14 protein-coding genes are annotated in these 13,937 nt (G+C 56.3%); 10 read left to right on the forward strand and 4 right to left on the reverse strand.

Features of this window, described 5'->3' with window-relative positions; genetic code table 11:
* Positions 1-15: 15 nt before the first annotated feature.
* From ACN28Q_RS14965 to ACN28Q_RS14980, 4 genes are all read right to left on the reverse strand, one after another.
* Positions 16-876, reverse strand: coding sequence for a ketose-bisphosphate aldolase (locus tag ACN28Q_RS14965; protein ID WP_095847068.1), 861 nt, complete (start codon positions 874-876; stop codon positions 16-18).
* Between the two features lie 5 nt (positions 877-881).
* A complete protein-coding gene (locus ACN28Q_RS14970) occupies positions 882-2,297 on the reverse strand; it encodes a PTS fructose transporter subunit IIC (RefSeq protein WP_095847069.1) in 1,416 nt (471 codons plus the stop codon).
* Positions 2,298-2,432: 135 nt separating this feature from the next.
* Positions 2,433-2,906: a PTS sugar transporter subunit IIA gene (locus tag ACN28Q_RS14975; RefSeq protein ID WP_095847070.1), complete on the reverse strand. Its 474-nt coding sequence runs from the start codon at positions 2,904-2,906 to the stop codon at positions 2,433-2,435.
* A 22-nt stretch (positions 2,907-2,928) separates the two neighbouring features.
* On the reverse strand, positions 2,929-4,362 hold the full coding sequence (locus ACN28Q_RS14980; protein WP_230469498.1) for a BglG family transcription antiterminator: 1,434 nt from the start codon (positions 4,360-4,362) through the stop codon (positions 2,929-2,931).
* A 544-nt stretch (positions 4,363-4,906) separates the two neighbouring features.
* Between ACN28Q_RS14980 and ACN28Q_RS14985 the strand changes: the two genes are divergently transcribed.
* From ACN28Q_RS14985 to ACN28Q_RS15030, 10 genes are all read left to right on the forward strand, one after another.
* Complete coding sequence (locus ACN28Q_RS14985; protein WP_095847072.1) at positions 4,907-5,263, forward strand: PRD domain-containing protein; 357 nt, start codon at positions 4,907-4,909, stop codon at positions 5,261-5,263.
* Between the two features lie 13 nt (positions 5,264-5,276).
* Positions 5,277-5,642 carry a glycine-rich SFCGS family protein gene (locus tag ACN28Q_RS14990; protein WP_095847073.1) on the forward strand — a complete coding sequence of 122 codons (366 nt, stop codon included), beginning with the start codon at positions 5,277-5,279 and terminating at the stop codon, positions 5,640-5,642.
* A complete protein-coding gene (locus ACN28Q_RS14995) occupies positions 5,642-5,938 on the forward strand; it encodes a DUF4312 family protein (RefSeq protein WP_095847074.1) in 297 nt (98 codons plus the stop codon). Before ACN28Q_RS14990 ends, ACN28Q_RS14995 begins: the two co-directional genes overlap by 1 nt.
* 143 nt (positions 5,939-6,081) lie before the next feature.
* Positions 6,082-6,858, forward strand: coding sequence for a DUF4311 domain-containing protein (locus tag ACN28Q_RS15000; protein ID WP_095847075.1), 777 nt, complete (start codon positions 6,082-6,084; stop codon positions 6,856-6,858).
* Between the two features lie 11 nt (positions 6,859-6,869).
* Positions 6,870-7,520 (forward strand): DUF4310 family protein, encoded by a 651-nt coding sequence (locus tag ACN28Q_RS15005; RefSeq protein ID WP_165907049.1) that lies wholly within the window; start codon positions 6,870-6,872, stop codon positions 7,518-7,520.
* A gap of 64 nt (positions 7,521-7,584) precedes the next feature.
* Positions 7,585-8,724 (forward strand): amidohydrolase/deacetylase family metallohydrolase, encoded by a 1,140-nt coding sequence (locus ACN28Q_RS15010; RefSeq protein WP_095849041.1) that lies wholly within the window; start codon positions 7,585-7,587, stop codon positions 8,722-8,724.
* Positions 8,708-9,823, forward strand: coding sequence for a DgaE family pyridoxal phosphate-dependent ammonia lyase (locus ACN28Q_RS15015; protein WP_095847077.1), 1,116 nt, complete (start codon positions 8,708-8,710; stop codon positions 9,821-9,823). The genes ACN28Q_RS15010 and ACN28Q_RS15015 overlap by 17 nt, the downstream gene beginning before the upstream one ends.
* Positions 9,820-10,560, forward strand: coding sequence for a 2-dehydro-3-deoxy-phosphogluconate aldolase (gene dagF / locus ACN28Q_RS15020; protein WP_095847078.1), 741 nt, complete (start codon positions 9,820-9,822; stop codon positions 10,558-10,560). The genes ACN28Q_RS15015 and dagF overlap by 4 nt, the downstream gene beginning before the upstream one ends.
* Before the next feature lie 55 nt (positions 10,561-10,615).
* The gene (locus ACN28Q_RS15025; RefSeq protein WP_095847079.1) at positions 10,616-11,818 is read left to right on the forward strand and encodes a lactonase family protein; all 1,203 of its coding nucleotides are present in this window, start codon (positions 10,616-10,618) and stop codon (positions 11,816-11,818) included.
* Positions 11,819-11,867: 49 nt separating this feature from the next.
* Entirely contained in the window at positions 11,868-13,781 is a 1,914-nt protein-coding gene (locus ACN28Q_RS15030) for a BglG family transcription antiterminator (protein WP_095847080.1), read from the forward strand.
* The last annotated feature ends 156 nt before the right edge of the window (positions 13,782-13,937 follow it).

The following is a 13,937-nucleotide window of genomic DNA, read 5'->3' on the forward strand; positions in this document are numbered from 1 at the left end:
AGCCTGGCCTGTGCCTTAACGGTACAACGCGGCTTTACCTACCGATTCAAACAAAGCCATTTTCGCCGCTACCACCTCGCTTGCCGCCTGCATGGGTTTGAGGAACAATGCGTTAGGCTCATGCCCGCCCTGTTTCAGCTCTTCTTCCAGTGCGACAAAAAATGCTTTTTTCATATCGCTCGAAATATTGATTTTCCCCACGCCATAACGGATAGACTCCGCCACCTCACTGTCCTTATTGCCGGAACCGCCATGCAACACCAGCGGGATCTCGACCCGTTTACGGATTAGCTGTAAGCGTTCAATGTCGAGCCTGGGTTGTTTCCCTTTTGGGTACAGCCCGTGGGAAGTGCCGATAGCGACGGCCAGCGTGTCCGTACCGGTTTCCCGCACAAAGGTTTCGGCCTGTTGCGGATCGGTATAGAGAATCTCGTTGCTGCCGCCTTCCGCGCTGCCTTCCGCCACGCCAATGGTACCCAGTTCAGCCTCGACGGAGACATTGATCGCGTGGGCGATGTCGACGATTTTTTTCGTCAGCAGTATGTTTTGCTCAAAAGGCTGGGAAGACGCGTCAATCATTACCGAGGTAAAACCGGCGTAAATCGCCTTCATCACCTCTTCCAGCGTGCGGCCATGGTCAAGATGAATAACAACCGGTACACGCGCCTGAATGGCCAGCGTGCGCAGGTAGCCGATGAATTCTGGCCCGGTAAAGGCCATCTCATCAGGGTGAATTTCCAGAATCAGCGGGGAATCAAGCCGCTCCGCCGTTTCGACGGCCAGCCGGCCAAATTCGGCGCTGGCGATGTTGAATGCGCCCACGCCAAACTGGTGGTGTTGAGCGACGCTAAGCAGATCTTTCATGGTGTACAGCATGGTATTTATCCTTGGTTAGCAGGAACGGGAACGTCTTTTTTAATCACCCGCAGGATCAGCGCTGTCAGTAAGCTGCCCGCGGCGATCGCCAACAGGTAACCCAGCACATTGCTGATGACGTTAGGAATGAAGATGACAAATATGCCGCCGTGTGGTGCGCGGGAGGCGCAGCCGAGGATCATGGAAAGCGCCCCCGCCAGCCCGGAACCGGCGACGATGGCGGGGATCACCCGCAACGGATCGGCTACGGCATACGGGATCGCGCCTTCGGTAATGAAGGACAAACCGAGGATGTAGGTGACTTTACCGGTTTCACGCTCCTGCTCGGTGAACTTGCGGCGAAAGAGCGTGGTTGCCAGAGCAATACCCAGCGGCGGAACCATACCCGCCGCCATGCAGGCGGCGATCGGCCCGTAGATACCGCTCGACATCAGCCCGATAGCGAACATACAGACGGTTTTATTCAGCGGCCCGCCCATATCGAAGGCCACCATCATGCCGAACAGCAGGCCCAGAATGGCGGAGTTGGCGTTTCCCAGCGAATTGAGGAAATCGGTCAGCCATCCCAGCAGCATCTTGATCGGCTCACCGATCAGCAAGGCCATTAACGCGCCGGTCAGTAGCACGCTAAGCAGGGGCACAATTAAAATCGGCTTTAACCCGGCGATCGCTTTCGGCAAACGAATGTGATTGACGATAAGCAGGGTGATATAGCCCGCCAGAAAACCGGCGATTAAGGCGCCAAGGAAGCCCGAGCCGGTATGAATCGCCATCATGCCGCCCACGGCCCCGGCGGCAATGCCCATTTTCCCGCTGATTGACTGGCTGATCCCCAAGGCGAGGATCGGCAGCATCAGTGCGAAGGCGGAGCCGCCGCCGATGTCGGACAGCATTTTGGCGATGGGGCTGAAGTGCACATCGCCCGGCGTGGCCGCGGTAATCCCGAAGGAAAAACTCACGGCGATCAGGATACCGCCGGCGATAACGAACGGAATCATCAGGTTAACGCCGGTAATCAGGTGCACGTAGATTTGTGAGATAAAGGAACGCGAATTTACGTCATCTTTTTCCGCGTTTGCGGGCGCAGCCGCGGCGGTATCCTGGAGTAGCCGCGGTGCCAATTCACCGCTGATAATTGCCCTAAGCAGGCCTTCGGCATCTTTTGCCGCGCGGGTGACGGGAACTTCAATGACATTTTTATGCTGAAAGCGCGACAGTTCGATTTTCTTGTCGGCGGCAATTAATACAATATCAGCCTGATGAATATCTTCATCACTAAAGACATATTCACTTTCAACGGCACCTTGTGTTTCAACTAAAACATGGATGCCCATTTTCTTAGCCGCTTTCTTTAAATTACTTTCGGCCAGGTAAGTATGGGCGACCCCCGTAGGACAAGCGGTAATGGCAATAATGTTCATAAACGTTCTCCAGTAATCAGGAAACGATTTGATGTGTTTTTATTTTTACTGAGATAGCTACGGCAAAGTAGCGTATAAAGCTATCATTGTGACTTTTTACGTCACCGTATTATTTATGGCGCCAGAAGATATAAATTAGGCGCCAGAATGTGATAACAGCAAATGAAATATCTCCTCCCTGTTTTTAACATGAAGAAGTTGATCGACGACGTCTTCATCGCCTAATGCGATAGATATTTTTGCCAACATTTTTATATGGCCGACATCCTTATCCGATTCTTTCACGGCAAACAGAATAACCAGCCGTACTTTGGTTCCGTCAATGGTTTCCCAAGGGATGTCACGGCGTAAGCGGCCCACGGCGATACGTGTTTTAGCGACCGCCACCGATTTGCCATGCGGGATTGCAATATGATTTTCAAAACCGGTGGAGCCCAGCTCCTCGCGCAGATAAACGTCGTTCAGAAATGTTTCTTTATTCGTCACGGCGCCGGTTTGGCAGAGCAGATCCGTCAGCTTGGCAATAATTTGTTCCTTACTTTGGCAATCCGCATCGAGAATAATGCACTCTTGTTGCAATACATCGTTAATAGCAACGGTTGTGTTCATAATACATCCCATCCCATTGTGATTAATTAATCGAATTGGCGACCAGGCACTCGGTCACTCTTGCAATATCTTTCGCCGAGAACAGCGCTGACACATACACCACCGGCTTTTCCAGTGGCTCCAGCCTGATGGTGGAAATCACCACATCGCACTCATGCCGTTGCAGCGATGCGGCAATGTTTTTCCCCGGCACCACATCGATGATTTTCCAGTCAGGAAATGCGCGGATAATCCGGCCATACAGCAACTGCGATGTGCCAAGCCCACTGGAACAGACCAATAAAACCCGTTTTACCTTGATACTGTTTTCAATCGCCGCCTGTATATGCACTGTGAGATAGGCCACTTCATCATCACTGATTTCATCCAAACCGTCTTCTTGCGCCAACTGGTTGATCACGCTTTTCACCGCAGCAAACACGCCGCCCAGCTCGGTTTGAATATCATGCAACAGCGGATTTTTAATGCGAATGCGGTAGGTCAGCCGGTTCAGCATGGGTTTTATATGCGAAGACAGCGAAGCCAGTAAGTTTTCATCGCCGGTTATATCGACATGAATTCGCTTGGCGACGCGGCCGATCAGCGCTTCGGCAAAGCGGGTTTCACGCTGGGAAACCCGTGGCCGATCGTAAGGCGCAGCATCGCCGCCCGTCTTGCCTGAAGAAACCAGATATTGATAAATCGAGTATGCTTCTTCCGCTACCAATACGGTGCTGTAAGCCGCTTCAATACGTTCAATCACTGCCAGCGAAACCTGCCATGCGTGCTGGTCATGCACCGTATTCACCCGCACGGCACGTGCATCGGTTCTCTGCAACGGGGAATGGCTACGGTGGATCAGGACCAGAATATGTGTGAATAAATTGATGTAGTAAGGATCGCTGATCGTGTACTGAAGCTGTTGTTCAATAAAGTTAATTAATTGCAGGGTAAAATGGACGGCCTGTTTGCCAAATTTCTCTGCCAGTTCATGCAGCGTGCCTTCATCAAGCCGGCTTTCCAGCATGTCCTGATGATTATAAATGGATTTTAATACCAGTGCTTTCATGGCTACACGGATATTATGGTCACTGCCCCTAATACTGGTGCCGCTCCGGCTTTTCATTAATGTTAAATCAAATTTATGTAACCAGCTTTCCAGCGTTTTCAGATCGTTCACAATGGATGCCCGGCTGATAAAATATTTATCGGCCATCTCACTGATGGAAGAGCCACGCGGCGATAACATTAATAGGTCAGAGGCGATTTTCAACATGCGGAAATTACGCTTAAACTCGTCGCTTTCCGAAGAGAAAATACGGCGGGCGGATATTTCCGATTGCGCATCGGCAAATTTAATGGTGATTCCGCGCCCGCTTTTTCCACACAGAGTTATCCCCTGTGCTGATAGCTTATCGTTAATATCGGCGATATCGCGTCTGAGTGTGCGCGTTGATATTTGGATTTTCTCAGACATGCAACGCAGGCTCACATAGCTGTTGTGAGAGATAAGCTGCCGCATTATATTCAGTTGCCGCTCAGTCAGCCCCTTCATCATTGCCAGGCTCCGCTTAAGGATGTCACCGCTTTGTGAGTTGTCATCTAAGCAAAGTGAATATGCCATGTAAATATTAAAAAGTGGCCACAAGGTGGTGCGGAAACTGACCATCATCCGTTTTAGTGCATAGCGATTCACTCTTTAAAGTACGCCGCCGGAAAGCGCTACCCCGAGTTGCACGGGGTATTTCCATCGTCGGTAAAACGAGAAGCCGATCACGAATCCTACACTGCAATTATGCGGTTTTGCCGAGTGATTGCAGGGGAGCGCTGCTGATATTCACCTCATTGCGCTGCCATCGGCCATTTTTGCGAAACAGATCCCTATTGGTCACGCGATTTCCACTTTGAACTGGAAAAAAACAGGCTACACAGCACATGCCCCCGGCGGTAGGGTTTAGCCATCAGTTATGCATAGGTTTTGTCATAGGGCGATGGTTCGCGGCACTTAGGGGTACTGAAAAGTGAATGAAGGATCTGAACAGGTAAATATACCGCCGGCGGATGACGCGCAGGTGGCGGTAATCACCACGCAGCTGTTGGCCGATATTACCGCGATGTTAAACGCAGAGAATATTTATACCAACAATGTGCAGCAACAAATGCTGGAATCGCATGTTCGCGCCATGGTGCAGCGTTCTATTACCGGCGAGCCCTTACCCGAGGTGGATAAATCGTTATTTGATGAAATTTCGGCGCATTCCATGCAAATGGCCCAGCGCGTGGTGGATCAGCTTAAAACGCTGCCTATAGAAGAGGCCTATTTGCTTTCCGTGCATTTTGAAGTGGCAAAAGATAATAACGCATCATCAACAAATTAATCAGGAGAATACCGTGGGAAATATTACCGTAGTGATAGGCGATCGTCTGGGGAAGGGGCAGAAAGTGGGCCTGGGTGTGGAAAGCGCCGGCGGCAAGGCCGTGGTGATCCCCGGTATGGCGGCGGACATGAAGCTGGGTGACGTGATGAAAGCCGAAAACGCGCAGCTGGGTATCTCTTTTTGCGGCAGCGGCGGTGCCGGCGCCATTACCGCCCAGACGAAATATGGCTATAAGTCAAAATACGGCATGCGCTCGATCGAAGAGGGCGTTACGGCAATTAATGAAGGCTGCAATGTGCTGGGCTTCGGTTTTATGGATAAGGAAGAGTTGGGTAAAAAACTGGTGGAAGCCTACCTAAAAAAATACGGTAACGCATGATGAAAGAACAATATACCACATCAGTCATGGTTTCTGGCCGGGGCGACAGCAAAGCAAAGGCTTTTGCCAGCGCGTTGGCGAATGTGCAGGGTGCGGTATTAAAGTCTACCAATAATATTCTGCTGCGCATTGAGCCGCAGGATGTCAGCGTATTAAGCGCGGAAGAAAGAATAATTAAAGAGAAATTCCTTTTTTTCTTTCTGCCGCGTGTAAGAAAAAGCTATGCCGTTTCTCTGGAAATAACCGTGAGTGTAACAATCATCAATACCGAAAAGGTTGTCTTCACCACGAAATAATATATTGGCATATCTCCGGCGGTTGTACGTTACAGGAAAGTGGCGAGGCGAACCCGTAAGCGCTTGCATCACGAGCGGCTGGGCCGGGCAGCAACGCGAACACGCCTGCAACCTGCAAAGCGCAGGGGAGCAAGGGGCGACTGATGTTTCTAATTATCTTATTTAAGTCGATTATTATCGGCGGGCTGGTCGGCGTGGGCGTTGGCGCCGGTGCGGCACGTATGTTTCATGCGCCAACCACACAGGGCATGGGGGCCTTCCGCACGCTGGGCGAACTGAACTCCTGCGAAGGCGATCCCGCGTCACACTTCTCATTCGGCCTGGGCTTTTTCTTTAACGCCTGGGCGTCCTCGGTGGCGGCCGGCGCCTTCACGCAGGATGTCGATCACCGCATTATCCCCAACTGGGGCGCGGCGGCGCTGATGATCAAAAACCGTAACCTGGCGCAAACCCTGCACGATCCGAAAAAAATGGCCATTGCCTGCGGCATTATCGGCGCACTGGTGGTGGCGTTCCTCAATACCACCGCGTCTGCCGTGCCGGCTGCACTGCAGGTGACGGCGATCAAGGTGCTGGTACCGGCCGCCAACCTGCTGGTGAATACCGTTATGCCGGTGATCTTCTGGCTGGCGGCGATTGAGGCGGGCAAGCGCTCCGGCTTCTGGGGCACCATTTTCGGCGGCCTGGCGCAGCTGATTATGGGCAATGCAGTGCCCGGCCTGGTGCTGGGCATTCTGATCGGCAAAGGCGTTGAAGAGAGCGGCTGGAACCGCGTCACCAAAATCATGATGGCGGCGATCGTCCTGCTGTTCGTGCTGAGCGGCTTCTTCCGCGGCTTTGATATGAAACTTCTCGAATCCTTCAGCCTGGGCGTGCCGGACTGGCTGAACATCATCCATAACAGCCTGAGCGGCAAATAAGGAGCGCAATGATGGAAGAACAAACCCAAAAAGGCTTCTGGTATGCCGACTGGTCGTTCCCGATTTTTGTCGGCCTGCTGTCTTCCGGGGTCTTCGCCGGGACGCACATGTACTACCTGTACGGCATCGGCGCCTTCAACGAAGTGGCCTTCGTTTCTATGCTGCGGGCCGGCATGGATACCGGCGTTTATGGCGCGGTGGCGGCGTTCGGCGCCAGCTTCCTGTTTGCCCGCATCATTGAAGGCTCGCTGGTGGGTATTTTGGACATCGGCGGGGCGATCCAGACCGGCGTGGGGCTGGGCGTACCGGCGCTGTTGCTGGGGGCCGGGATCGTCTTCCCGGTGGCCAACTTTGCCGCCTCGCTGGCGACCGGCCTGATCATCGGCCTGGCCATCGGCTATGTGATCATTTTGGCGCGCAAATTCACCATTAACCAAAGCAATTCCACCTACGGCGCCGATGTGATGATGGGGGCCGGCAACTCATCCGGCCGTTTCCTCGGGCCGTTGATCATCCTGTCGGCCATGACGGCGTCGATCCCTATCGGTCTGGGCTCCCTGCTCGGCGCGCTGCTGTTCTATGTCTGGGGCAAGCCGATTACCGGCGGCGCGATCCTCGGCGCGATGATCCTGGGGGCGTTTTTCCCGGTGGCGATCGGCTAAGCCGCGATCGCCAGGCCAGGCGGCGCCGTTGCCGGCGCCGCCGATGAATACGGAGTAACGAATGATGTATGACTTGATTATCCGGCGCGCCAGGCTGGTGGACGATAGCCTGGCCGATATTGCGATCCGCGCCGGCGAGATCGTGGCGGTGGGCGCGCTGCCAACGGCGGCCGGCGCCAAACGCCAGTTGGATCTGGCCGGCCGTTATTATGCGAGTGCCGGCTGGATCGATAGCCACGTGCACTGTTATCCCGCCTCGCCGATCTACCATGACGAGCCGGATCGGGTGGGGATCGCCAGCGGCGTGACCACGGTGATCGACGCCGGCAGCACCGGCGCCAACGATATTGATGATTTTTATACCCTGACGCGCAGCGCCAAAACCAACGTGTTTGCTTTCCTGAACATTTCCCGCACCGGTATCTCGGCCCAGAATGAGCTGGCCGATATGGCGCAGATCGATGCGCAGGGCGTGCAGCAGGCGGTGGCCGATTACCCGGATTTCATCGTCGGCATCAAGGCGCGCATGAGCAGCAGCGTGGTCGGCCAGAACGGCATCAAGCCGCTGGTGCGCGCCAAAGCGATCCAGCAGCAAAACCACCAATTGCCGCTGATGGTGCATATCGGCAATAACCCGCCTGATTTGGATGAGATCGCCGATCTGCTGACCCAGGGCGACATCATCACCCACTGCTACAACGGCAAACCCAACCGGATCCTGACGCCGGCCGGCGAGCTGCGGGCTTCCATTCAGCGCGCGCTGAAACGCGGCGTGTTGCTGGACGTCGGCCACGGCAGCGCCAGCTTCAGCTTCGAGGTGGCGCGCCAGGCGATCCAACTGGGCATCCTGCCTTATACCATCAGCTCCGATATCTACTGCCGCAACCGGATCAACGGGCCGGTGTACAGCCTGGCGGCGGTGATGTCGAAATTTTTTGTCTGCGGCCTGTCGTTGCCGCAGGTGATCGACTGCGTGACCCGCCACGCGGCGGCGGCGTTGCGCCTGGCGCGCAAGGGCCAGCTGCGCGCAGGTTTTGACGCCGATTTGACGCTGTTCGACATCCGCCGGGAGCCGCAGGTGTTTACCGATTCCGAAGGGCAGACCGCCGAGAGCGAACAACTGCTGGTGCCGCTGGCCGCGGTGGTGGCCGGGGATGTCCTGTTAACCGATGAAGGGAAAGCCGCTCATGTCTTCGATTTATGAAAAATACGATTTAAAACCGGTCATTAATACCTCTGGCCGCATGACGATCCTTGGCGTTTCCACGCCGGCCCAGGATGTGATTGATGCCGTGGATTACGGCCTGAATCACTACTTTGAAATCAAGGATCTGGTCAACAAGACCGGGGCCTATATCGCCGATTTGCTCAACGTGGAAAGCGCGGTGGTGGTTTCCTGCGCTTCCGCCGGCATTGCCCAGGCGGTGGCGGGCATCATCGTCAAGGATAACGCCAACCTGTTGGTCAACCTGCACCGTGCGCCGGTGAACGAGCCGCGCGAGATCGTGTTGCCGCGTGGGCACAACGTTAACTTCGGCGCTCCGGTGGACACCATGGTGGCGCTCGGCGGCGGCCGGGTGGTGGAGGCCGGCTACGCCAACGAATGCTCGCCGCAGCAACTGGCGGCCTGCATCACGCCGCAGACGGCGGCGATTCTGTATATCAAATCCCACCACTGCGTGCAGAAAAGCATCCTGTCTGTAGAGCAGGCGGTGGCGGTGGCGCGCCAGCATGATCTGCCGCTGATCGTCGATGCCGCCGCGGAAGAAGATCTGATGTGTTACTACCAAATGGGCGCGGATCTGGTGATTTACAGCGGCGCCAAAGCGATCGAAGGGCCGACCAGCGGCCTGGTGATTGGCCGAAAGCGCTACGTGGAATGGGTGAAGCAGCAGTCCGCCGGCATCGGGCGCGCGATGAAAGTGGGTAAAGAAGGGATCCTCGGGCTGACGCAGGCGATTGAAAGCTATCTGCAGCGCGAAAAAACCAGCGGGGCGCAGATGGTAGAGCGCATGGCGGCGTTTATCGACAGCCTCAATACCCTGAACGGCGTGAGCGCCAGCGTGGTGTGGGACAGCGCCGGGCGCGATATCGCCCGGGCCGAGATCGCCTTTGATGAGGCGGCGATCGGCATCTCGACCGGCGAGATCGTCCAGGCGCTGAAAGAGGGCGCGATCGCCATTTACTTCCGCGGCTACAAAGCCAACGAAGGCAAGATCGAAGTCGACGTGCGCAGCGTTGATGAACAACAACTGATGACCGTATTTACCTGCCTGAAGAATTTGCTGGAGAAACAAGCATGAAGCTGAAGCCGAATTACTACCGTGACCGCGTGTGCCTGAACGTGCTGGCGGGATCGAAAGACAACGCGCAGGAAATCTACCAGGCGGCGGAAGGGCATGTGCTGGTCGGCGTGCTTTCCAAAAACTACCCGGACGTAGACAGCGCGGTGGCGGACATGGCGAGCTATGCGCAACTGATTGATAACGCCCTGTCGGTGGGGCTGGGAGCCGGCGATCCGAAGCAATCGGCGATGGTCAGCCTGATTGCCCAGCAGGTGCAGCCACAGCACGTGAACCAGGTCTTTACCGGCGTGGGCGCCACCCGCGCGCTGCTCGGCCAGAACGAGACGGTGGTCAACGGCCTGGTTTCGCCGACCGGCCGCATCGGCTTCGTCAAAATTTCCACTGGGCCGCTGAGCGCGCAGGCGCCGGACGGCATTGTGCCAGTGGAAACGGCGATCGCGTTGCTCAAAGACATGGGCGGCAGCTCGATCAAATATTTCCCGATGGGTGGGCTGAAATGCCGCGATGAGTTCCGCTACGTGGCGCAAGCCTGCGCTGAGAATGACTTTTTACTGGAGCCGACCGGTGGGATCGATCTGGAGAACGTTGAACCGATCTTGCAGATCGCCCTCGAGGCCGGCGTTAAACAAGTGATCCCGCACGTTTACAGCTCCATCATCGACGCGGCCAGCGGCAATACGCGCCCACAGGATGTGAAAAGCCTACTGGCGATCGTCAAACGGTTGGTGGGTTAACCACCTGATATCAACGGCACGGCTTGCCGTGCCCCTGTGAATGAAAAGGGCAATTATGCGTAACTGGCAAACAAACGTCCCGTTGTGGGGCGCGGCTTCCCTGCTGCTGGCGATGGCCAGCCCGGCGTTGCATGCGCAAGAGGCAACGCCGCATTTCGCCTATATCGGCACATACAACCCCAACGGCGAGGGCATGTATCGCGTGCAGGTTGATCCGGCCAGTGGCGCGCTCAGCGGCAAAACGTTGGTGAGCACTTTGCCTAACCCGGCGCAGCTGGTGGCGGATGCCAAGGGGCAGGTGCTGTATGTGGCCAGCGAAGTGGCCGATTTCAACGGCGGCAAGCACGGCAGCATTAGCGCGTTGCGCATCAATGCCCAGGACGGCAGCCTGGCGCTGCTGAACCAGGTGGATTCCCAGGGCGCCGGCCCGGTGTTTATTTCCTTAACGCCGGACGGCCGCCATTTGCTGGCCGCCAACTACGTCAGCGGCAGCATTGCCGTGTTCCCGATCGCTGCGGACGGCACGCTGGGCGCCGCGGTTGCGGTGCAACAGCAGCAAGGCCCGGCCGGGGCCGGCAAACCGGCGGTGGCGGTGGAAGGCAGCTTTGCCATTAGCGATCACGATGGCCCGCATGCGCATATGATCGCCAGCGATCCTAGCGGGAAATTTGTCTTTTCAACCGATCTGGGGTTGGATCGTATTTACCAATGGCGGTTTGATCCGGCCGGCGGGAAGTTGACGCCAAACGATCCGCCGTGGATCGCCGCGTCTTCCGCCGGCGCCGGCCCGCGCCATTTCGTCTTCCACCCGGACGGTAAAACCGTGCTGTTGGTGAATGAGGAGGCCTCGACCCTGACTCGCTACCGTTTCGATGCAAAAAAGGGCACGCTGGCGCCATTGCAGACGCTGTCTACGCTGCCGGCGCAGTATAAAGGCACCAACTTTACCGCCGGGCTGGCGCTGAGCACCGACGGTAAAAACCTGTACGTGGCGAACCGCCTGCATAACAGTGTGGCGCAGTTTAGCATCGGCCACGGCGGCGAGCTGCAACTGCTGGGCGAGGCGTGGACGCGCGGTGACTATCCGCGCACTATCACGCTGGATCCCAGCGGGCGCTATCTGTATGTGCTAAACCAGCGCAGCGATAACGTGACCCGCTTTAGCGTGGATAAACACAATGGCAAACTGCATTTTATTGAGGGTTACACACCGGTGGGCAGTCCTTCGCAGATGGTGTTTGTGCCTGGCGTAAAATAATCAGCCGCCCGCCGGGCAACCTGGCGGGCACTTAGACAATGGAAAGAGCATGGTGAGATTTCCGTATCCGCGTTTGGCTTATCTGTTTGATGCGCTGCAGGCTGAAACCCTGCCGCAGGATGAGCTGGCGAAGCGTTTTTCCGTATCGACCCGTACGGTGCGCGCTGATATTGCCGCGCTCAACGATATTCTGGAGCAATACGGCGCGCGCTTTGCGCACAGCCGCGGAGAGGGCTACCGGCTGCAGGTGAATGACGCCGCCCTGTTCGGTACCCTGCAGCAGGAAAAAAAACGGCGCGCCACGCCGCGCAGCGCCCAGGAGCGGGTGCATGCATTGCTGATTCGTTTTTTGACCTCGGCCTTCTCGCTGAAGCTGGAGGATTTGGCTGATGAATGGTTCGTCAGCCGCGGCACGCTGCAAAGCGATATGGCGGAGGTGCGTGAGCGGCTGGCGCAATACGCTTTAACCATTGAGGCCAGGCCGCGCTACGGCATGAAACTGTTCGGGCCTGAAAAAGCAATTCGCGACTGCCTGACGGACCTGTTATTTCAACTGCACCTGGACGATCCGGAAAACCCGCTGCTGGAGAACGATATTTTGCACCAGCCGCAGGTGGCGACCTTTGCCGGCTTGCTGCACCCGCTGATGTCGCAATACGCCATCCGCCTGACCGACGAAGGCGAGCAGTACCTGATTTTTTACTGCGCGGTGGCGCTGCGCCGCATTCGCGACGGTTACCCACTGCCGGATTTCGACGTGGAGGACGGCGATGAAGCCGTGCGTAAGGTATCTGTCTGGCTGGCCGGGGAATTGCGCAAGCTGGCCGGCAAAGAGATCTCACCGGCGGAGGAAGCCTACCTGCGGGTGAATATCGCCGCGCGCCGGGTGCAGGAGGTGCGGCCGACGGAAATCAACGCCGACGATGAAGAAGCGCTGGGGGATTACATTCTGGCGTACATCAACGCACACTATAACTACAACCTGCAAGGGGACAAGCAGCTGCGCGCCGATTTGCTCACCCATATCAAAACCATGATTACCCGGGTGAAATACCAGATCAATATCCCCAATCCGCTGTTGGTCAATATCAAACAACATTACCCGATGGCCTACGACGTGACGCTGGCGGCGGTCACCAGTTGGGGCAAGTACACGCCCTATACCCTGAGCGAGAACGAGATCGGCTATCTGGTTTTGCATATCGGCGTGGGGCTGGAACGGCACTACAACATTGGCTACGAGCGCTATCCGCAGGTGATGCTGGTATGCGATACCGGCAATTCGACGGTGCGGATGATCCAGGCGCAGATCGCGCGCAAGTTCCCGCAGTTGGTGATGACGCGCATTGTTTCGCTGCGCGACTACGAAGTGTTGCCGCAGATCGAAGAAGATTTTGTGATTTCCAACGCCCGCGTCAGCGAGAAGAACAAGCCGGTGGTGGTGATGTCGCCGTTTCCGACGGACTACCAATTGGAGCAGCTCGGCAAGCTGGTGCTGGTCGATCGCACCAAGCCGTATATGCTGGAGAAGTTTTTCGACGCCGGCCATTTTATGGTGATCAATGAGCCGCTCGATCAAAAAAGCCTGTTCAAGAAAGTGTGCGATCTGCTGGAGCAGGAAGGCTACGTCGGCGATGATTTTTACCCTTCGGTGGTGGAGCGTGAGGCGATTGTTTCCACCTTGTTGGGCGAGGGGATTGCGCTGCCGCACTCACTCGGGCTGTTGGCGAAGAAAACCGTGGTGGTGACCATCCTGGCGCCGCAGGGCATCGCCTGGGGCGACGGCGAGCGGGCGTATGTGATTTTCCTGCTGGCGATCAGTAAAAGTGATTACGAAGAGGCGATGGCGATTTACGAGCTGTTCGTGACTTTTGTGCGCGAACGTTCGATGAGCCGTCTGCTGGGCAGTGAGGATTTCGACAGTTTTAAATCGGTGGCGCTGGATTGCCTGAGCCGGATTTAATGCCCTTCACCCTCACCCCGGCCCTCTCCCATAGGGAGAGGGGGCGTACGCTGTAAGGCTAGTGCTTTTGGAGTGAACCTTCCTTCGACTCTGAACTACCCCCTCTCCCCTTGGGAGAGGGTTGGGGTGAGGGAAAAGGAAGGAAAAGGGCGTGAG

The sequence above is a fragment of the Gibbsiella quercinecans genome (assembly GCF_002291425.1).
Lineage (GTDB): Bacteria > Pseudomonadota > Gammaproteobacteria > Enterobacterales > Enterobacteriaceae > Gibbsiella > Gibbsiella quercinecans.

Bases quoted from the DNA above. Each gene is read 5' to 3' on its own strand.
- ACN28Q_RS14965 (WP_095847068.1), bottom strand. From the start codon at position 876: ATGCTGTACACCATGAAAGATCTGCTTAGCGTCGCTCAACACCACCAG.
- ACN28Q_RS14970 (WP_095847069.1), bottom strand. From the start codon at position 2,297: ATGAACATTATTGCCATTACCGCTTGTCCTACGGGGGTCGCCCATACT.
- ACN28Q_RS14975 (WP_095847070.1), bottom strand. From the start codon at position 2,906: ATGAACACAACCGTTGCTATTAACGATGTATTGCAACAAGAGTGCATT.
- ACN28Q_RS14980 (WP_230469498.1), bottom strand. From the start codon at position 4,362: ATGTCTGAGAAAATCCAAATATCAACGCGCACACTCAGACGCGATATC.
- ACN28Q_RS14995 (WP_095847074.1), top strand. From the start codon at position 5,642: ATGAAAGAACAATATACCACATCAGTCATGGTTTCTGGCCGGGGCGAC.
- ACN28Q_RS15000 (WP_095847075.1), top strand. From the start codon at position 6,082: ATGTTTCTAATTATCTTATTTAAGTCGATTATTATCGGCGGGCTGGTC.
- ACN28Q_RS15005 (WP_165907049.1), top strand. From the start codon at position 6,870: ATGGAAGAACAAACCCAAAAAGGCTTCTGGTATGCCGACTGGTCGTTC.
- ACN28Q_RS15010 (WP_095849041.1), top strand. From the start codon at position 7,585: ATGTATGACTTGATTATCCGGCGCGCCAGGCTGGTGGACGATAGCCTG.
- ACN28Q_RS15015 (WP_095847077.1), top strand. From the start codon at position 8,708: ATGTCTTCGATTTATGAAAAATACGATTTAAAACCGGTCATTAATACC.
- dagF (WP_095847078.1), top strand. From the start codon at position 9,820: ATGAAGCTGAAGCCGAATTACTACCGTGACCGCGTGTGCCTGAACGTG.
- ACN28Q_RS15025 (WP_095847079.1), top strand. From the start codon at position 10,616: ATGCGTAACTGGCAAACAAACGTCCCGTTGTGGGGCGCGGCTTCCCTG.
- ACN28Q_RS15030 (WP_095847080.1), top strand. From the start codon at position 11,868: ATGGTGAGATTTCCGTATCCGCGTTTGGCTTATCTGTTTGATGCGCTG.